Genomic DNA, 19,996 nt, shown 5'->3' with positions numbered 1-19,996 from the left:
GATTGCGTGTCTTCGAGCGCGCCAAGACAGCCTTTTTAAGGAGGGCTCTATCGGGAGCGGGAATTGCCGCGTCACCGAGACACCGACCGTAAGAACTGAACTCGTCGCGTCCTCAGCCTGGTGGCATTTTGGTTGCTTACCACAAAGCATAGGAATCTCGGGTGCAACATATCCCTTTTATGCGTATGCTACAAACAGTTTTGTTGCGTGATGTGACGACTTTCTGACAGTAACGTGTAAAAACACACAGAAATCCGCGCGATTTTCCTTTGGATGATTTGGTTCGGGCAAATATATGAAAACACACTGTTTTTACAGTTTTGTCCCATGCCATGCCCATCGCGGAAAGTTGAAAGGTCTGTCATGCAAGTTCTGTCGTTGGTCAATTGCCCGTTAACCAACGCATTGCTATAAGCGCTTAACAGATGCTCTTGCAGGGTAACAGGCGCTGAAACGACAGATGTATTCACAGCACGCGACTTCATTTTCCACGCCGAAAAACGCACCATCGCGATCGTTGCTGGTTAAAATCGCCAGAACGATGATGGTGGTGTTTGCGCTGTTGTGTGCGTCCCAGATCATCGTATCAGGTGCCTCTGCCCAGACGGCCAAGGTGCTTGGCGCACGGCTCGGGGTTTATCCCGATTACACGCGCTTTGTGATCGATCTCGATCAGGAAGTCGACTTTACCTATTTCCTGCTGCCCGATCCGTACCGCATCATCATTGATATGCCGGAAATTGACTGGAACGCCCCGCCGGGCAAGGTGACCTCCGGTGGTGGGCTTATTTCCGGTCTGCGGTATGGCCTGTTTAAACCGGGCACGTTCCGTGTGGTTCTCGATGTTGCCCAACCATCGCTGGTTTCAAAGATTTTCTCCTTGCCGCCCGGCGGCGGGAAACCCAACCGTCTGGTGGTTGATCTTAAACCGACACAGCGTGATGCGTTTCTGACCGCATCGCGCCAGAGCATGGAAGCCTATTCTGCGCGCAGTCGTAACGATACCAGCGCGACCGAACAAAGTGTCGATGTCGCGGTGCAATCGGGCCGGGGTGGCGAAGAAAAGCCGCTGATCGCGATTGATGCCGGGCATGGCGGGGTCGACCCGGGCGCGATCGGGGTTGGCAATGTCTATGAAAAGGACCTGACCCTTGCCGCAGCCCGTCAGTTGGCCGAAACCCTGACCGCATCGGGCCGGTATCGCGTTTTGTTGACGCGTGACAAGGACGTGTTCCTGAAACTGCGCCAACGCGTGGACATCGCACGCAAGGCCGGGGCTGATTTGTTCATATCCCTGCATGCGGATTCAATTGGCAATCCCAAGCATCGCGGCGCATCGGTCTATACCCTGTCTGAAAATGCATCGGACAAAGAGGCCGCAGCATTGGCATCGAAGGAAAACAAGGCCGACGTGATTGCCGGTATTGATCTTTCCGATGAAAACACGCTGGTGCAAAGCATTCTGATCGATCTTGCGCAACGTGAAACCATGAACCTGTCGGCGACCCTTGCGGCCAACATGGTCAGTCAGCTTGCCCAAAGCATCGAACTGCAACGTCGCACCCATCGCTTTGCCGGTTTTGCGGTTCTGAAGGCACCGGATATTCCGTCGGCCCTGTTTGAAATGGGATATCTTTCGAATGCGACGGACGCCAAGCTGTTGCAAAGTCCGGCTCATCGCAAAAAGATTGCCGATGCGGTCTTGCGGGCAATTGATATCTATTTCGAGAAACACAAATTCTAATACTCGGGCATGATGTCGATGATTTCGCTGGGGCCGAAACGGGCAGCGGAATTCTTGTGTGCGGTGTCACCGCGAACAAATGCTGTCTGGCGTGGCGGCTGTCACAACCTTGTCATTATTTTGCCGCTATAATGCGGATACATCCGTTTTTTCGGCACAGACAGGCGAAATGTCTGCCGGGACATTGCATTTCCGGTAAGAGTGCATGAATATGCGCCCCTAACGGATCAGGCCAACAAAATGAAAAAGACCTGCTTACATGCGAATCTTACTTAGTATTTTCGGCTTTCTGTTCTTGATGGCGGTTGCGGGCGGCGCCGGTATGCTGGCGATCTTCTGGCACTTTGGCCAGGGACTGCCCGATTACACCCAGCTTGAAAATTACGAGCCCGAGGTCATGACCCGTGTGCATGCATCCGACGGTGCGTTGATTGCCGAATATGCGCGTGAAAAGCGTGTTTTTGTGCCGATTTCGGCCATCCCGCCCAAGGTGGTTGATGCCTTCGTCGCAGCCGAGGACAAAAACTTCTTCTCCCACCCGGGGATCGATTTTGCCTCTGTCTTGCGTGCAGCTGTGACCAACGTGGTCAATATGGGCACGGGTAAACGCCCGGTCGGTGCATCAACGATTACCCAGCAGGTCGCCAAGAACTTCCTTTTGACCAACGAAGTTTCCTATGAGCGCAAGATCAAGGAAGCCATTCTGTCCTTCCGGATCGAGCGCGCCTTTTCCAAGGAACATATCCTCGAGCTTTATCTGAACGAGATTTACCTTGGCAGTGGCAGCTATGGCGTCGCCGCCGCAGCCTTGCGTTACTTCGACAAGTCGCTTGATGAACTTAATATCGAAGAAGCCGCATATCTGGCAGCCCTGCCGAAGGCACCCTCGAACTATCATCCGGTCCGCAACCACGACGAAGCCAAGGCACGCCGCAACTGGGTGATCGGCCGGATGCTGGAAGAAAATTACATCACCGAGGCCGAAGCACAGGCGGCATGGTCGGCCCCGCTTCAGGGCAAAAGCCGTGAATCGGTTGATACCTATCAGGCTGATTTCTTTGCCGAGGACGTCCGTCGCCAGCTTGTGGACCGTTACGGCGAAGGCATGCTGTATGACGGTGGCCTTTCTGTGCGTTCGACCGTGGTTCCGCGTTTGCAGGATATCGCCGACAAGGCACTGTTTGACGGCTTGGTCGAATATGACCGCCGCCATGGCTGGCGCGGCCCCATCACCAATATTGACCTGTCGGGCAACTGGCAGCAGGCCTTGCGCGAAGTTGAAACGCCCGCCGATATCCCGTGGGATCGTGCGGTTGTTCTTGATACCGACGCCAACGAGGCAAAACTGGGCCTGATGAATGGCGAGCAGGGCCGCATTCCGCTGCGCTTCCTGACATGGGCGCGCCCGTGGCAAAAGGGCCAGACATTGGGTGCGGTCGTTAACCGCCCGTCAGATGTCCTCAAACCCGGCGATGTCATTTACGTCAAGCATTTCGCCGAACTTGATGGCGAGACGCTTCCGCCCAATACCTATGGCCTGCGTCAGATCCCGAACGTGAATGGTGGTCTGGTGGCGATGGACCCGCATACCGGTCGCGTACTGGCGATGTCGGGCGGTTTTTCGCACGATCTGTCGAAATTCAACCGCGCGACACAGGCCCGCCGTCAGCCGGGTTCGGCCTTCAAGCCGTTTATTTATCTGGCGGCCCTGGACCAAGGCTTTACGCCGTCCACACTGGTGCTTGATGCGCCGTTTGTGATTGATCAGGGGCCGGGGCTTGGTAAATGGAAACCGGGCAACTATAGCGGCCAGTTCTATGGTCCTTCGACCATGCGCCTTGGTATCGAAAAATCGCGAAACCTGATGACGGTGCGTCTGGCCCAGACCATCGGCATGCCGACGGTTGTCGATTATGCCGAACGGTTCGGCATTGTTGATGAAATGCCAGATGTCCTGTCGATGTCGCTTGGCGCGGCTGAAACGACGGTGATGCGACTGACCGCGGCCTATGCCGAACTGGTCAATGGTGGCAAGAAAATCACGCCAACCCTGATCGACCGTATTCAGGACCGTCGCGGCAATGTGATTTATCGTCGTGACGAACGCGAATGCAGCCTGTGTCAGGATGTGGAATTCCGCAATCAGATGCCGCCTGATCTGCCCGATACCCGTGAACAACTGACCGATCCGGCCAGTGCGTTCCAGATGGTCCACATCATGGAAGGCGTTATTTCACGTGGTACTGGCCGGACAATCGCCGAACTTGGGTATCCGTTGGCTGGTAAAACCGGCACGACCAATGATTCGCGTGATGCATGGTTTGTCGGCTTCTCGCCGGATTTGGCTGTTGGCGTTTATGTCGGCTTTGATGACAACCGATCCCTTGGCGACAAGGAGCAGGGCGCAAGTGCCGCTGCCCCGATCTGGAAGGAATTCATGCGCGGTGCACTTGAAGGCACCAAAGCCATTCCGTTCCGTACACCGCCGGGCATTCGCATGGTCCGTGTTGAATCGCGTACCGGCCTTCCGGCTGGCCCGGGCGCTCAGGACGTGATCTGGGAGGCCTTCAAACCCGGCACCATCCCGGCATCAAACGACAACGTGATTGATGGCGGGTATAGCGGATCTGGCAATTCGGATAACAGCGCAGGCGCTGTGTCCGGTCCGGGTGGCATTTATTAGGCTGCGCGACAACGATCATATAGTTGCGAAATTCGCCGCTTAAATATCAACAAAGCCGGATGTGATCAGCATCCGGCTTTGTTCGTTCAGGGATGTGTTCATCTGAAAGAATTTGTTTTCAAATCAGGCCTTTCGCGACGTTGCGCTGTCATCAAACAATGACAAAACGATCAAACGGGTGACATCGCACTGTCATTTGATTTTGTCATTCTCCTCAAGGTGATTTTCATACCTTGAAGAGGGTTTCGTTATGTCGTTTCGACTTTCCCGCCGCAAATTTCTTGCCACCAGCGCAACAGCAGGTGCCGCATCCGCCATGGGTGGTTTCTTTATGCCATCTATTTCCCGTGCTGCTGATCGCCCGATGATTACCCATGGGGTGCAAAGTGGTGATGTGACCGCCAATACCGCCTGCATCTGGGGGCGTGCGGATCGTGCATCACGCATGATCACCGAAATCGCAACCACCGAAGGCTTCAAAAATTCGGTCCGCATCCCGCATGTCGATGTACTGCCGGAACGTGATTTTGCCGGCAAGCTTGCACTGGCGGACCTGCCCGCTGGGCAAGATGTTTTTTACAAGATCCATTTTGAAAACCTTGATGACGCACGCGCATCGTCCGAGCCGATTATTGGCCATTTCCGCACTGCACCGGCGGCGAAACGCAATATTCGGTTTGGCTGGTCAGGCGACACGGCCGGGCAGGGCTGGGGCATCGATGAAGATCGTGGCGGCATGAAAACCTATGCCACCATTGCCAAACACAACCCGGATTTCTTCATCCATTCCGGTGATACCATCTATGCCGATGGTCCGTTTGCCGAAACCCAGAAAACCCCGGATGGGCAGATTTGGAAAAACATCACCACCGAAGACACCGCCAAGGTTGCCGAAACCATTGACGAGTTTCGCGGCAACTACAAATACAACATGCTTGATCAGCATCTGCGCGAATTCAACCGCCTGATCCCGGTCTATTATCAATGGGATGACCACGAAGTTACCAACAACTGGTATCCGGGCGAGATGCTGCTTGGCGATGATCGATACACTGAAAAATCAGCATCCCTTCTGGCAGCAAGGGCAAACCGTGCATTCCGCGAAATGTTACCCGTCACCGAACACGCATCCGAGCCGGGGCGGGTGTATCGCAAAGTATCTTATGGTCCGTCCTTGGAAATCTTCTTCCTCGATATGCGGACCTATCGCGGCACCAACGATGCCAATAACAGTGCAACACCGACCGACAATACCGACTTCCTTGGGCGTGCGCAGATGGAATGGCTTAAGCGCGGCCTTTTGAATTCCAAGGCGACCTGGAAAGTCATCGCGGCGGACATGCCGATTGGCATGATTGTCTATGATGACTGGAAAAACAAAAGCACGTTTGAAAACCTTGCCAATGGCGATGGTGCACCTGCCGGACGTGAGCTTGAAATTGTTGAACTGCTGCGCTTTATCAAGAATGCCAAAATCAACAATACGGTCTGGCTGACGGCCGATGTGCATTACACCGCTGCCCATTACTATGACCCGAACAAGGCGCAGTTCCAGGACTTCGAACCGTTCTGGGAATTTGTATCGGGCCCACTGCATGCCGGGACCTTTGGCCCCAGTGACATGGACAACACATTCGGTCCGCAGGTGAAATTCACCAAACACCCAACCAAGGAGCAGGGCGTTAACCTGCCGCCATCCTATGGTTTGCAGTTCTTCGGTCTGGTCGATATCGATGCCGAAACCGAACAGTTCCGCGTGTCGCTTCGCGATGTTGCCGACGAGGAACTTTATACCGTAACGCTTGATCCTGTTTTGGGCTGATCCCCTATCAGACCATCGGAGCTTTGTTGCGAAACCCGGCACAAATTCTGTGTCGGGTTTTTGCATGGTTGCAGGGGTTTCAAGCGGGACAAAAACTGTTATAAGCCACGCCGACATTGCTACATCAAACATGTGGCAAAACAGATTTTCAGACGAGTAACGGAGACATCAATGCGCGCCGAAGCACAGGCATTGGTCGATGAAATCAAGCAGTCGATGGCACTGCTGAGGAGGCATCTTTGACTGGGATAACGCTCTTAGACGCCTCGACGAACTGAACGCACTTGCCGAAGACCCGACCCTTTGGGACGATGCGGCAAACGCGCAGAAAGTCATGCGTGAACGTACCCAGCTTGATGACGCCATCAATGGTTATAAAAAGCTCGCCCAGGAGCTTGAAGACAGTGTTGGTCTGATCGAACTCGGCGAAGCCGAAGGCGACAACGAAACCGTCGAAGAGGCCGAAGAGGTTCTGCGCTCGATCCGCGACATCGCGGCAAAGCGGGAACTTGAGAGCCTGCTTTCGGGCGAGGCCGATGGCAACGATGCCTATCTTGAGATTCATGCCGGCGCTGGCGGGACCGAGGCCCAGGATTGGGCATCGATGCTGGCGCGCATGTATTATCGTTGGGCGGAGTCCAAGGGCTACAAGCTTGAGATGCTTGAAGAAAGTGATGGCGAGGAAGCCGGTATCAAATCGGTGACCTACAAGATCACGGGTCATAATGCCTATGGCTGGCTCAAGAACGAGGTGGGTGTGCATCGTCTGGTGCGTATTTCGCCCTATGACAGTTCCGCACGCCGCCATACCAGCTTCTCGTCGGTTTGGGTTTATCCGGTGATTGACGACGATATCGAAATTGAAATCCTTGATAAGGATCTTCGTGTCGATACCTATCGTGCATCGGGTGCCGGTGGTCAGCACGTTAACAGAACCGATTCTGCTGTGCGTATCACCCATATCCCGACCGGCATCGTCGCCCAGTGTCAGAACGACCGTTCGCAGCACAAAAACCGCGACACGGCGATGAAGATGCTCAAAGCCCGTCTGTATGAGGCGGAGCTGCAAAAACGCGAAGCCGAGGCACAGGCTGTCGAAGACAGCAAGACCGATATCGGTTGGGGCCATCAGATCAGATCGTACGTCCTGCAGCCTTATCAGATGATCAAGGACCTGCGCACGGGCACGGAAACGTCCGATACCCAGGGCGTTCTGAACGGAGATCTTGATGCCTTTATGGCCGCGGCCCTTGCTGCCAAGGTCACCGGATCGGCCGGGGAAATCGAAGATATCGACTGATCGGCTATCCTGAACCACCTGCATTTGAAAACACCCCGTCCGGATCTGGCGGGGTGTTTTTTGTTTTGCGATGGTCAAACCGGCAGAAAATCGCAAATCGAGCGCAAATATCCCATTTCTGTCACAGAATTGCCGGATAGCTCTGCAACAGTGTGGTCAAGCGCGATCTGTCGCATACAACAAAACACCCGGGTAATACGGGACACGGGCAGGTCGTGCGGAGCAAACATCCATACTCTCACGGGAAGATCCAAATGGCCCATCAGTCCCATGGTCCGGTCGCGGTCGGCGACCAGTTCAAACTCGCTACACCCAACGGTCCGATTTTCGAAGTCATCAAAATCCGCGAAATGGCCCCGGTTGATCATGCACTGATCACCAAGGTACGGGATCAGAAATCCCCGACGCTGATTGCGATCACCACCTTGCTTGATCGTGATTTCTATATTCCGGTTCCGCCGGAAAGGCGCCAGATGCCTGATAATGATGGCATATTGCGTGGTCTTTGATTGTAAAGCGTATCAATAGGCTGTTTAGCGCCTGTTGATACGAAAAACAGGTTGGCTTGGCGGCCCGGACGCGATGAAATAGCAGCATGTAAAATCACCGCCATCCGGGACCGCCGACATGACCGATACCAACGCTGATCAGAATATCCTTGATCGTCTGTTTTCCGTGCTGGAGGACGACATTCTGCCCAAAACCCGTGCCGGCGTATCGGGCGGCAACAAACTGTTTGGTGCGGCGATCCTGCGCAAGGATGACCTTTCGCTGGTCATTGCCGAAACCAACAATGAAACCGAGAATCCGCTTTGGCATGGCGAGGTCCATTGCCTGAAACGGTTCTATGAAATGCCCTCTGATCAGCGCCCGGCGACGTCGGAGCTGATTTTTCTTTCGACGCATGAGCCGTGCTCCATGTGTTTGTCGGCCATCACATGGGCCGGGTTTGATAATTTCTATTATTTCTTCTCGTATGAAGATTCGCGTGATGCCTTTGCCATTCCCCATGATCTGAAAATCATGAAGGAGGTCTTCACCCTTGAGGACGGCGAATACAATAAATCCAATGCCTTCTGGGATAGCCATTCCATGATGGGCATGGTTGCGGAGCTGCCGGAAAATCAGAAGGCAGCCTATGTGACACGCGCCAAGGCAATTTCGGATGAATATGACCGGTTGTCGGCCCAATATCAGGACAGCAAATCTGATAACGACATCCCGCTGAACTAAGCCCAACGCAAAGCCCTAAACGCACAAAAAACGCGGCCCACCTTTAAGCGGGGCGCGTTTTAGTATTTTCGGGCAGTTTGATCAGGCGGCGCGAACCGTTGCGATGAAACTGTCGACTTCTTTGCCAAGGCGGGCGGCCGATTTTGAAAGCTCTTGCGCGCTGGCCAGGACCTGGGTCGCGGAATGGCTTCCTTCGTTTGCCGCCTTGGTGACATCGCCAATCGCATTGGTCACTTCCTGTGTGCCGTTGGCGGCCAGTGCGATGTTATGGCTAATCTCGTTCGTGGCGGCGTCCTGCTGTTCAACTGCTGCTGAAATCACCGTCGAGCTTTGCTTGTTGTTTTCAATGACATCGCTGATTTCATCAACCGCGGTGACCATTGTGTTGGTAATGCCCTGTACTTTTTCGATCTGGGCGGTGATGTTTTCGGTCGCACGCGCCGTCTGGTTGGCCAGATTTTTGACTTCCTGTGCGACAACGACAAACCCCTTGCCGGCATCCCCTGCGCGTGCTGCCTCAATGGTGGCGTTCAGGGCCAGAAGATTGGTTTGCTCGGCAATGTCCTGAATCAGTTCCACCACGCTGGAAATTTCGCGTACAGCACCCGCAAGCCCGTTTGCCGTTTCGCGGGTCGAACTTGCCGTTTCTGTGGCCCGGGTGGTTATATTCGTTGCGTTCTGGACCTGCGCGCTGATTTCGCGAATGGATGCGGCCATCTCTTCGCAGGCAGATGCCACCGTTTCGACATTTGTACTGGCAAGGCCAGACGCATTTGACACAGACGTTGCCTGTGCATTGGTCTGTTCCATGATCGCGGTAAGGCCCTGGGCGGTTGCTTCCAGTTCGGTTGCCGCAGACGCCACAACTTTGACAATCGTGCCGACATTGTCCTGAAACGCATCGGCCAACTTGTTCATTTGTTCGCGCTTTTCTGCCGCGGCCTGCACCTTGGCTTGCTCGGCTTCGGCCTCAAGTTCCTTGGCGCGGATCATGTTCTTTTTAAAGACTTCCGTTGCCTTGGCGATGTCGCCAATTTCATCAGGACGATCGGTGCCAAAGACTTCGGTATCAAGCTTGCCATCGGCAAGGGTGCCAAGGTTGCCGACAATTTTTTTGATCGGCTGGGTCACCGAACGGGCAAAGAGGATACTTGCTGCGATGCCAAGCACGGCTAAAAGGCCGACAATCGCCGCCGCAATCGTCAGGGCGCGATAAACCGGGGCAAATGCCTCGGCAGTGTCAATCTCGCCCAGAACAATCCAGTCGACGCCATTAAACTGGATCGGCATATAAGCTGAAATTACCGGGACGCCGCGGTAATCAACAATTTCGTGAATGCCGCTATTGCCCGCCAATGCGTCGCGGGTTGCATCGTCGTTCACACGGGTTTTAAGGATCGTGCTTTCTTCGGAAAATCGGGAGTCACTTCGCATCAACCCGTCTTCACCCACGATATAGGTTTCACCACTTTCGCCCATCCCAACCGATGCATTCATGATGCTGTTGATGCGTGAAATCGGCATCTGGAAGGCAATCACACCAAGCAACTCTCCTGCTTCAGACCGGACTTGATGGGCGATGAAACTGGCCGGTGCATCGGCACTGGGGGCATAGGGGCTGAAATCGGTAAAGGCGATGTCCTTGGCGGAATTCAGCGCCAGTGTGTCACGAAATACGCGCCCCAGATCGGTCTCCGCCCATTCGCCTGTTTTGAGGTTGGTGGCAAAGTCCGCCTCCTTGAAGACGGAATAGACAAGCTCCCCATCGGCACGGATCAGGAAAATGTCGTAATAGCCTTTGAGTTCAAGAAACTCGCGAAAATGCGGGTGATAGGTCCGGTGGGCCTGGCTCCAGTCCGATCCATCCCCGGCATCGGTCAGCAGATGCTTTTCGCCAAGCGGGTGGCTGTTCTCGGTGATGTAAAGATTTTGCAGGGTGGCCATCGGGTTGCCATCCAGCTGTTCCCAGCCGTGTTTAAATGCGCCGAGGGCTTCGCGCGTGTAGCCACTGCCGGCTTCTATGATCAGGTCTTCTTCAATCGACGTCAGATAGGACTGAATAGACTTCTTGCGCGCATCCGTAAGCGCCAGAAGCTTGTTCTGCACCTCGGTTTTCTGGGTCTCCCAAAGGTTGAAGGATAAGATTCCGCCAGCGCTCAGCGCCGTCAGCAGGATCAGGCCTGCAATGATCGTCGGTAGCTTCACCGAAATACGTTTCATGACATTTCCTCTCGCAGTGCCGTTGCCCTGTTCCAGAGTTCTGGCCGGCTCGCACCCTTGGTTCGACAGCAGAAAAGATGCCTCGGGTATCTGTGTGCACTTTTCAACGACGCGAAAATCCTCCGCCTGAGTATAACTTTTGTTTGTTGAGTATTTAATCATTAAACGCAAAAGTTGAAGTGTTATTAATTTTATTACCAAAAAGTTTTAAAGCGTCTGAGTCCGAATCTGGCGAGTTTTATCGTGCAGTTCTGCTAAACTGCGCGGCATGGAACAGCTCAATAACGATATTTGCTATCAGGCACTCAAAACACGGGACCGTCGGTTTGACGGACGGTTTTATACCGCTGTGCGGACCACCGGGATTTTCTGTCGCCCGATTTGCCCGGCGGTGACGCCCAAGCGCGACAATGTCGAATTCTATCCCAGTGCGGAGGCCGCGATTGCCCATGGTTTTCGCCCATGCCTGCGCTGCCGCCCCGAAGCCGCGCCGGGCAGCCCGGCAAGTGCTGGTGTGCATGCGACGGTCGCCCGTGCGGTGCGCCTGATTGATCAGGGTGTGCTTGAAAATGGCTCGATCACCGATCTGGCCGACCGGCTTGGTGTCGGGGACCGGCATTTGCGGCGCATATTCAAGGAACATACCGGTGTCACGCCGCAAGAACACGCCAAGGCGCGCCGTCTGTTGCGGGCGCGGCAGTTGATTGTCGATAGCAACCTGACCATGACCGAAATCGCCGACATTGCCGGGTTTGGCAGTTTGCGCCGCTTTAACGATGCGATGAAACAGGCCTATGGGCAGGCACCGACGGCCTTTCGCCGGGGTGTCAGAACCGTTACCCCGGAAAAGCCGGGGTCGGATGATCCGTTTGCTGCGCGCAATGATGATTTGATTTTACGTCTGCGTGCCCGCCAGCCCTTTGATGCCGACTATCTTCTGAGCTTTTTCCGCGCACGTGCCATTCCGGGCTTGGAAACCGTCCGTGAACGCACCTATGCGCGCGGTTTCAAAATTGATGGCAAGCTCGGATTGATGATCTGTCATTTTTGCGCGGACCAAGCCGGCGTGGATGTCATCCTCCGCGGCCCGGCCCGCGAGGCAGTGCTTGAAATCGGTGCCAGGGTGCGCAGGCTTTTTGATCTTGATGCCGATGTACCGTCCATCACCGCACAGTTTTCCGACGATGCCTTGCTGGCACCGCTGGTACAAAAACGACCCGGTCTTCGTGTGCCCGGATGTTGGGACCGGTTTGAACTGGCCCTTCGGGCCGTTTTGGGCCAACAGGTTTCGGTGGCTGCGGCACGTACCTTGGCCGGGCGGCTTGTGGCCCGCTTTGGCGATGCCTTGCCCGATGATCTGATCAATGGGACGGGGATCACCCATGTCTTCCCGTCACCTCAAAGTCTGATCGGGCAGGAACTGATCCCGATTGGTTTGACCACGCGCCGGGCCCAAACCCTTGCCGATGTGATTGATCTGTTTGCCAGACCGGATTGTGACCAGCTGTCTGGGGATGAGCTGATTGCCGCCATGACCGCGATCAAGGGCATCGGCCCCTGGACATTGAACTATTTTGGCCTGCGCGGGCTTGGGGACCCGGATGCCTTTCCGGCGGCCGATCTTGGCATCCTTAAGGCATCTGGCATGGGCGGCGGGCCGGACAAGGCCAAGGCACTCGAAACCGTTTCGGAAAACTGGCGGCCATGGCGGGCATATGCCGCGCAATATCTTTGGTCCGCATTGGAAGGAGAATGACGATGTCCACCCAAATCAACGTCGTGCGTTATGCCAGCCCGATCGGGAAACTCTCGCTCGCCTCGATTGACGGCAAACTGGTGCATCTTGATTTCGAAGACAATGATGATCGCCTTAAAACCATTCAGACACGACGGTTCAAGAACCTTGAATGGAAAGTGGGCGGCGCGGCACCAGACCCGATCACTGACTGGCTGGATAGCTATTTCGCCGGATCCGTCGGCGTTCTGCCGATTGATGCGATCAACATGGTCGGGACGGCTTTTCAGAAATCGGTTTGGGATGCCCTGATCACGATACCGAGCGGCAAAAGCGTCTCTTATGCCGGGCTGGCCAATCAGTTGGGCAACCCCAAGGCGGTTCGGGCGGTAGCGCGGGCCAATGCGTTGAACCCGGTATCGATCATTGTTCCGTGTCATCGGGTGATCGGATCAAACGGCACATTGACCGGTTATGCCGGTGGGCTTGCGCGCAAGAAATGGTTGCTCGATCACGAAGCCGCCATGCTGGCCAAGGCGGCCTGAACCCAAAAGAAAAGGCTGCCGGATGGCAGCCTTTTTGCGGTCGGGATAGTATCGCAGTCGATCAGATCGACATGACAATACGGCCATCGATCTTGCCATCGCGCATGCGATCAAAGATCGAGTTGATGTTTTCCATCGGCTCGGTCGTGAAGTGGGAATGCACCTTGCCGTCACCGGCGAAATCAAGGGCTTCCTGAAGATCGGCACGGGTGCCGACAATCGATCCACGGATGGTCTTGCGTGACAGGACGGTATCGAAAATATCAAGTTCGAACGTTCCCGGGGGCAAGCCGCAAAGCGCCATGGTCCCGCCACGGCCCAGCATGCCTACACCCTGTTTGAACGCAGCGCGCGACACGGCGGTGACAAGCACGCCATTGGCACCGCCCATCTGTTTTTGAACTTCGGAAATAACGTCGGTTTCGGCCGCGTTCAGCGTCCAGTCCGCGCCAAGGTCTTTGGCGAGTTGAAGTTTCTCGTCGGCAATGTCAACAGCGATAACTTTCATGCCCATCGCCTTGGCGTATTGAACCGCCATATGACCCAGTCCACCGACACCGGAAATCACGACGGTTTCGCCCGGCTTGCATTCGGTTTCCTTAAGCCCCTTATAGACCGTGACACCGGCACAAAGCACCGGGGCTGCATTGCCAAATTCAAGCGGATCGGGCAGGTGGCCAACATAGTTCGGATCGGCCAGGACATATTCGGCAAAGCCGCCATTCACCGAATAGCCGGTATTGAGCTGTTCGCCGCAAAGCGTTTCCCAACCCGTAACGCAGTGATGGCAATGCCCGCAGGCTGAATGCAGCCACGGGACACCAACACGGTCGCCTTCCTTGACGGATGTCACGCCTTCGCCAACTTCGGCAACGATGCCGACACCCTCGTGGCCCGGAATAAAGGGCGGGTTCGGTTTGACCGGCCAGTCGCCTTCGGCCGCGTGAAGGTCGGTATGGCAGACACCGGACGCTTCGATCTTGACCAGGATTTTTCCCGGCGTGACCTTGGGTACGGTGACTTCTTCAATCGACAGCGGCTTGCCAAACGCCCGAACGACGGCGGCTTTCATGGTGGAGGGCATGGTGACATCTCCTTGCTGATGATACGGAAAAGAACGTCTTTTCTTCAAATATCGCGAAGGGGAGTGTCGTTGATTTCAGTTTGCACCACCATGAGGTGTATCAATTTTTGATGAATTCTTATCAGGCGCGCAAAAGCCTTATGCGCCATCACCGTCAATGTCAGGCAATTCAAGGACATAGTCCTGATAATAGTCCGGCGGCATGCCGGCTTCATAGCGCGCTTCGTCATTAAACGGCGGCTTAAGAGGCCCGCGGAAATGCTTGCGCAGCATATCATGCCATGTGGTGTAGTAGGGCAGGTCGCGCTGATCACAGACATATTCGTAATATTTCCGGCCCGCGGCGACATGTGCGATTTCATCATGGGCGATGATTTTAAGGATACGGGCACTTTCCGTATCCCCATGCGCCAGAAGCCGTTCAATGGTCGGTGGCGTGGCATCAAGGCCGCGCGCCTCAAACACCATCGGCACGACCGCCAGACGCGGCAAAATGTCATAGGCCGTATCCATTGATGTCTGCCAAAGCCCGTCATGGGCTGGAAGGTCACCATATGCCGCACCCAGTTCACCAAGGCGCTTGTTGATCATTTTGAAATGGCGCGCTTCGTCATCGGCGACCTGAACCCATGCATCGTGAAAATCGCGCGGCATGTCGGCCTCGGGAAAGCGCACACACAGATCCCATGCCAGGTCGATGGCGTTCAGTTCGATATGGGCCAGCGCATGCAAAAGCCCGATGCGGCCCTGAACGCTGCCTTTCTTGCGTTTGGGCATCTTGTTGGGCGGCAGCAATTCCGGCTTTGCCGGGCGACCGGGACGATCGGGCAGGTCGGTTGAACCCACTTCAGTGATCTCGCCATTGCGCCACATCGCTGCCATTTCGGCGGTGACATCGGCCTTTTCGGTGGCGTCTTCGGTCAGAAGGGCACGTTTGGCAGCATCAGCAAGGGTCAGTTTGGTCATGATCGTCCGGGTATGGGGTTTGGGTTCACGTGCGCTTTGTCTGCCACTTGGCGGCCATCGGGTCAATTGACAAACAAAAAGGGCGGCCCGCCATCAAGGTTCAGACCGCCCTTTGAAATCGTTTGGCGCTTGCGCAATCAGGTAATGTTGAAGCGCGCCAGTGCCTCTGCCAGATCCTCGCCAAAGGCATTGCCCTTGCGGATGATCGCGGTCCGGCACGGCAGATCCTGAAGCGACGGATGGTTCGGTGCATCCGAGGTCAAAACCGCGGTCGGAATGCCGCGTGTTTTCGGCATCGCCTGCAGGGCATTGGCCAGATCAACACCGGTCAGTTCATCAATGGTCTTGGCGACAATGATGAAATCCGGGCGGGTGCGCACGGCAAGTTCGATTGCCTCGAACGATGTCTGGGTGACGGAACTGCGATAACCACAAGCGGCCAGTTCGCGTTCCAGAATGGTTGCCAGGGAGCGCTGCGGAATGACCAGCAAGGCTTCGACATTGGCCTGTTTCAGCCATGCCGGGTCAATATCAGGGGTCCGTTTGGACGGCAGTTCGCGCACGAATTCGGCGGTGTCGGTCCCGCCAGCCGTCATGTCACCATCAAGCAGGGACTGAATTTTATCGACAAAGGCCTGGATGTCTTCAATCGCGCCTTCGTTCAGTTCCTTGCAGGTCGTGACGTAATCCGCAAGACGATGGCTGGTCAGGTTGATCAGCGGCGCTGATACTGACTTGCCCTTGTATCGCAGATTGAATATTTCGCGCTGGATGGCGGTCAGATGGGCGGGATCTTTTTTGCCGCGTGCGTTTTGCAGATGAACGTCAATCGAATTGATGATGTCATGTGCTTCGTCGCGAAAATCCGCCAGCATTTGATCGTCGAGATCAACAACATTGTTATTCATTTGATTACCCGCTTTGCCGGCATGCCGGTGAGTTTTCATCGAACAGGTGAGAATTAGACCTCACCCATCACTCCCATATCCGAATTGTTAGCCCGACAAACAAGGGATGGCAACAAAATCAGCAAAACGCAATACGGCCAGCCGTCTGAAAGAAAACGATTTTACCGCCAAAAAAACAAAGGCCCGGCAACTGATCGCCGGGCCTTGATACGGGAAAAATCTGAATTCAAAGGGCTTTGACGGCCTCAAGAACCTCGGCAACGTGGCCTTTGACCTTTACCTTGCGCCAGGCATTGCGAATGACACCGTTGCCATCAATGACAAAGGTCGACCGCTCGATGCCCATGAATTTTTTGCCATACATGCTTTTCTCTTTCCAGACACCGTAATCCTCGCACGTGGTGCCGTTCTCGTCGGAGGCGAGAATGAAGTTCAGGTCATGCTTGGCCTTGAATTTGTCGTGCCGGTCCGCACTGTCCTTGGAAATGCCGATGATCTGCGCATTCACAGCGCTGAAATCGGGTTCGGCATCGCGGAATTCGCAGGACTCGGTCGTGCAACCGGGCGTCATGTCCTTGGGATAGAAATAGATCACCACCGGTTTGCCTGCCAGATCCGACAGTTTCACGCTGCCATTGCCATCGGTTGGCAATTCGAAATCCGGGGCCTTATCACCAACATCAACTGTCATGGTCTATCCTTTAATCTTTTGGGACCGCATAGCGGCATGTTGCAACCGTGAAAATACAAAGCCTTATAAGGATGGCAAGGGGGCTTGGATCATTGCGGCGCATCTGTTGGCGCAATCTTTTCCGCGGGGGCTGCAACCACGCGATCATAGATCTCCTTGATGCGGGTTGCCGTCATTTCCATTTTGTCCTGAAGGCTTGCGAAATCATCACATTTTCCGGCATTTGCCAGCATTTTTTGCAAATCCTCGCTGGCTTTTTCCGGATCAAACGGGCCCTCGGTCGTCAGGCGCAGCATGGCCTGCAACGCCAGCCAGAACGATGCAGAATTGGCCAGAAACTCGGCTTCTTCGCCGTCAAGGATACCCACCGTCGCCAGATTTTTGAAAACCTCGCGGGTTGTCGGTGACAGGACCTCCGGGTGGTCATGGGCATGGCGCAGTTGCAGATATTGCGCAATGAATTCCAGATCGACCAAACCGCCACGGCGCATCTTGATCGCCCATGGGTGGTTGTCGCCTTTGCCGGCTTCCATGCGGTTGCGCATATCATAGACTTCGCGCACCAGTTTGTCCGGATCGCGTTGCTTGCACAGCACGTCATTGGTCGTGGCCAATACCTTGTCACACAGTGCTTTGGGGCCATAGACCGCACGCAATCGCGTCAGCGCCATGTGCTCCCATGTCCAGGCTTCGTTGTTCTGATAGGTCTCGAAACTTTTGAAATGCGTCGCAAGCGGGCCCTTGGATCCGCTGGGGCGAAGACGCAGGTCGGTTTCAAACAGAACCCCTTCGGCGGTCGGGGCCGACAGGGCATTGATATAACGTTGGCTTAGCCGGATGAAATAGTGGCCCGGAGACAATGGTTTTTCGCCATCGGACTCTTCGGCATCTTCGGGCACCTCATAGATGAACACCATATCAAGGTCAGACCCGGGTGAAAGTTCCTGCCCGCCATGCTTGCCAAGTGCAAACACCGCAAGCCCGCCATCGGCAAACGAACCATGTTTGGCGGCAAAATCGTCGGCGATCCGCGGGAATAGTGCGCGAATGGCAACATCGGCAACATCGGCCAATGCGCGACCTGCTTCGTGCGGGGTGTGACGGTTCTGGATGGTTTGCACATCAATCTGGAACTTCTGGTCATTGGCCCATCGCCGCGCGGCATCAAGCCAGTCTTCGACCATGTCTTCGCGCGACAAACGGGCATCAAGCTCCGCCAGCATCGCATCCGCATCGGGCAGTTCTTCGTGGAAGCCCGACATCAATACATAATCAAGCACCGCGGCATTACGCCCGATATATTTCGCCATGCGCGGGGCGGTCCCGGCAATCTGGGCCAGCAGTTCAAGCAATTGCGGATGGGCGGTGAACAGCGAAAATAACTGCACCCCGGCCGGCAGACCCTTGAGGAAGTCGTCAAAGGCACGAAATGCCATGTCCGGGTTGGTTGTTTTACCAAGTGCTGCCAAAAGGGTCGGCATCAGTTCGGTCAGGATTTCACGCGCCCGGCGTGATCGGGTTGCCCGGTAACGGCCATGATGCCAACCCCGCACCGTGACCGATACGTTCTCGGCATTCTCAAAGCCCATCTCGCGCAAATTGATCAGGGTTTCCGGATCGTCTTCGGTGCCCGTGAAGACAAGGTTGCCACTGGCACCGGCAAGGGTCGTGTCGTCTTCAAACAGTTCGGCATAATTGTTTTCGACATTGCGCAGATGAAGCAGCAAGTCCGCCTTGAAGGCATCAAGCGTTTCATAGCCAAGGAAGGTCGCCAGTGCCAATAATCCCTGATCGGTATCGGGCAGGGTTTGGGTTTGCTGATCATTGATCATTTGCAGGCGGTGTTCGACCGTGCGCAGGAAATCATAGGCGGCCAGCATTTCATCGCGGACTTGCTCAGATACCTGACCGAACTTGGTCAGGGTACGCAAGGTGTCGCAGGTCGCCTTGCCGCGCAGCGCAATCTCGCGCCCGCCCCAAATCAGTTGTTGGGTCTGGGCAAAAAATTCGATCTCGCGGATGCCGCCACGACCAAGCTTGATATTGTGACCGGGGATATTGATCTTGCTGCCGCCCTTGTGGGCATTGATCTGGCGCTTGATCGAATGAATGTCCTGAATGGCAATGAAATCAAGGTGCTTGCGCCAGACAAAGGGTCGCAGGATTTCAAGGAATTCATTGCCCGAAACGCGGTCGCCACCAACAATGCGGGCCTTGATCATGGCCGCACGTTCCCAGTTCTGACCGACGGTCTCATAGTATGTTTCAGCCGCAATCATCGAAAGGATTGGTGGCGTTGATGCAGGGTCCGGACGCAGGCGCAAATCAGTGCGGAAAACATACCCATCGCCGGTCCGTTCTTCCATGATCCGGGTGATGTCGCGCACCATCCGCACAAGATCCTGATGAATGCGATCGGGGTCGATATAGGTCACCACATCCTGATCATAGAGGAAGATCAGGTCGATATCGGATGAATAGTTCAGCTCCCCGGCACCGAGTTTCCCCATCCCAATCGCAAAGATCCCGGATCCCTCAAGCGGATTTTCCGGGTTGGGCAGGTCATATTTGCGCAGGCGCGCCATGGCGGACAGGCAATGCGCCATGGTGAAATCAAGGGTGTATTCGGCTGTCTTGCTGATCGCGGATGTGACCTGATCGAGTTTCCAGGCCTTGCAGATATCGGCAATCGCGATCACCAATGCCGCGCGGCGTTTGGCGTGGCGCACCGTCGCCATGGTGGTCGTCTGATCAAGGTCGCGTGCATTCGCACTGACTTTCACGGGCTCAAGCGCGTTGGCAAATGCCTGATCAAGGCCACTGTCAAACACGTCACAGACCGTATCGGGATCGCGCAGGCACAGATTGGTCAGATAGGGGCTGTTACCAAAAAGCGCTTCAAGAACCGCACGTTTTTGGGGATTGGACGCAATCTCGCCAATTTTGTCTGACAGGCTTTCAAACGCTGGTCGACCCGCCAATGTGTTCCAGCGTTCGAGCGCATTGGTGACACGGTCGGCGTCAAAGGCTTTGGGCAGGTCCTGTGAAATCCAGGAAAGAGACAC

Annotated in this window: 14 protein-coding genes; 8 read left to right on the top strand and 6 right to left on the bottom strand. The window is 55.2% G+C overall.

Annotated features, from left to right (window positions below):
• Positions 1 to 460: 460 nt before the first annotated feature.
• The 6 genes from AUQ41_RS09965 (at position 461) to AUQ41_RS09940 (ending at position 8,782) form a co-directional block, all read left to right on the top strand.
• Positions 461 to 1,744, top strand: coding sequence for an N-acetylmuramoyl-L-alanine amidase (locus AUQ41_RS09965; protein WP_143588773.1), 1,284 nt, complete (start codon positions 461 to 463; stop codon positions 1,742 to 1,744).
• Positions 1,745 to 2,003: 259 nt separating this feature from the next.
• Complete coding sequence (locus AUQ41_RS09960; protein ID WP_063088304.1) at positions 2,004 to 4,427, top strand: penicillin-binding protein 1A; 2,424 nt, start codon at positions 2,004 to 2,006, stop codon at positions 4,425 to 4,427.
• 250 nt (positions 4,428 to 4,677) lie between these two features.
• Complete coding sequence (locus AUQ41_RS09955; protein ID WP_063088303.1) at positions 4,678 to 6,249, top strand: alkaline phosphatase; 1,572 nt, start codon at positions 4,678 to 4,680, stop codon at positions 6,247 to 6,249.
• 171 nt (positions 6,250 to 6,420) lie between these two features.
• Positions 6,421 to 7,549, top strand: a protein-coding gene (gene prfB / locus AUQ41_RS09950; RefSeq protein ID WP_120226253.1) for a peptide chain release factor 2 whose coding sequence is annotated in 2 segments (ribosomal slippage) — positions 6,421 to 6,489 and positions 6,491 to 7,549 — 1,128 coding nt in all. Because the reading frame shifts where the segments join, the coding sequence is not laid out codon by codon here.
• 254 nt (positions 7,550 to 7,803) lie between these two features.
• Positions 7,804 to 8,058: a hypothetical protein gene (locus AUQ41_RS09945; protein ID WP_008890625.1), complete on the top strand. Its 255-nt coding sequence runs from the start codon at positions 7,804 to 7,806 to the stop codon at positions 8,056 to 8,058.
• Between the two features lie 118 nt (positions 8,059 to 8,176).
• Complete coding sequence (locus tag AUQ41_RS09940) at positions 8,177 to 8,782, top strand: nucleoside deaminase (RefSeq protein ID WP_063088302.1); 606 nt, start codon at positions 8,177 to 8,179, stop codon at positions 8,780 to 8,782.
• Between the two features lie 81 nt (positions 8,783 to 8,863).
• Here AUQ41_RS09940 and AUQ41_RS09935 read toward each other — a convergent pair whose 3' ends face one another.
• Positions 8,864 to 11,002: a methyl-accepting chemotaxis protein gene (locus AUQ41_RS09935; RefSeq protein WP_063088301.1), complete on the bottom strand. Its 2,139-nt coding sequence runs from the start codon at positions 11,000 to 11,002 to the stop codon at positions 8,864 to 8,866.
• Positions 11,003 to 11,270: 268 nt separating this feature from the next.
• On the opposite strand from AUQ41_RS09935, the gene AUQ41_RS09930 reads away from it, so the two are divergent.
• Both AUQ41_RS09930 and AUQ41_RS09925 read left to right on the top strand, forming a co-directional pair.
• Complete coding sequence (locus tag AUQ41_RS09930) at positions 11,271 to 12,758, top strand: DNA-3-methyladenine glycosylase 2 family protein (protein ID WP_063088300.1); 1,488 nt, start codon at positions 11,271 to 11,273, stop codon at positions 12,756 to 12,758.
• Positions 12,759 to 12,760: 2 nt separating this feature from the next.
• Positions 12,761 to 13,282 carry a methylated-DNA--[protein]-cysteine S-methyltransferase gene (locus AUQ41_RS09925; protein WP_281491870.1) on the top strand — a complete coding sequence of 174 codons (522 nt, stop codon included), beginning with the start codon at positions 12,761 to 12,763 and terminating at the stop codon, positions 13,280 to 13,282.
• A 61-nt stretch (positions 13,283 to 13,343) separates the two neighbouring features.
• On the opposite strand, the gene adhP is transcribed toward AUQ41_RS09925, so the two are convergent.
• The 5 genes from adhP to AUQ41_RS09900 form a co-directional block, all read right to left on the bottom strand.
• On the bottom strand, positions 13,344 to 14,366 hold the full coding sequence (gene adhP / locus AUQ41_RS09920; RefSeq protein ID WP_063088298.1) for an alcohol dehydrogenase AdhP: 1,023 nt from the start codon (positions 14,364 to 14,366) through the stop codon (positions 13,344 to 13,346).
• A gap of 138 nt (positions 14,367 to 14,504) precedes the next feature.
• Positions 14,505 to 15,332, bottom strand: coding sequence for a ferritin-like domain-containing protein (locus AUQ41_RS09915; RefSeq protein WP_063088297.1), 828 nt, complete (start codon positions 15,330 to 15,332; stop codon positions 14,505 to 14,507).
• A gap of 137 nt (positions 15,333 to 15,469) precedes the next feature.
• Positions 15,470 to 16,240, bottom strand: coding sequence for a response regulator (locus AUQ41_RS09910; RefSeq protein ID WP_008890637.1), 771 nt, complete (start codon positions 16,238 to 16,240; stop codon positions 15,470 to 15,472).
• A gap of 226 nt (positions 16,241 to 16,466) precedes the next feature.
• Complete coding sequence (gene bcp / locus AUQ41_RS09905; RefSeq protein WP_063088296.1) at positions 16,467 to 16,931, bottom strand: thioredoxin-dependent thiol peroxidase; 465 nt, start codon at positions 16,929 to 16,931, stop codon at positions 16,467 to 16,469.
• A gap of 89 nt (positions 16,932 to 17,020) precedes the next feature.
• Positions 17,021 to 19,996: a bifunctional [glutamine synthetase] adenylyltransferase/[glutamine synthetase]-adenylyl-L-tyrosine phosphorylase gene (locus tag AUQ41_RS09900; protein ID WP_063088295.1), complete on the bottom strand. Its 2,976-nt coding sequence runs from the start codon at positions 19,994 to 19,996 to the stop codon at positions 17,021 to 17,023.

Origin of the sequence: Thalassospira sp. MCCC 1A02898 (assembly GCF_001618185.1) — a bacterium.
In the GTDB taxonomy this organism is placed as follows: Bacteria; Pseudomonadota; Alphaproteobacteria; order Rhodospirillales; family Thalassospiraceae; genus Thalassospira; species Thalassospira tepidiphila.
Note: the sequence above shows the minus strand (reverse complement) of the source record. Positions and strands in the feature narration are given on the sequence as shown.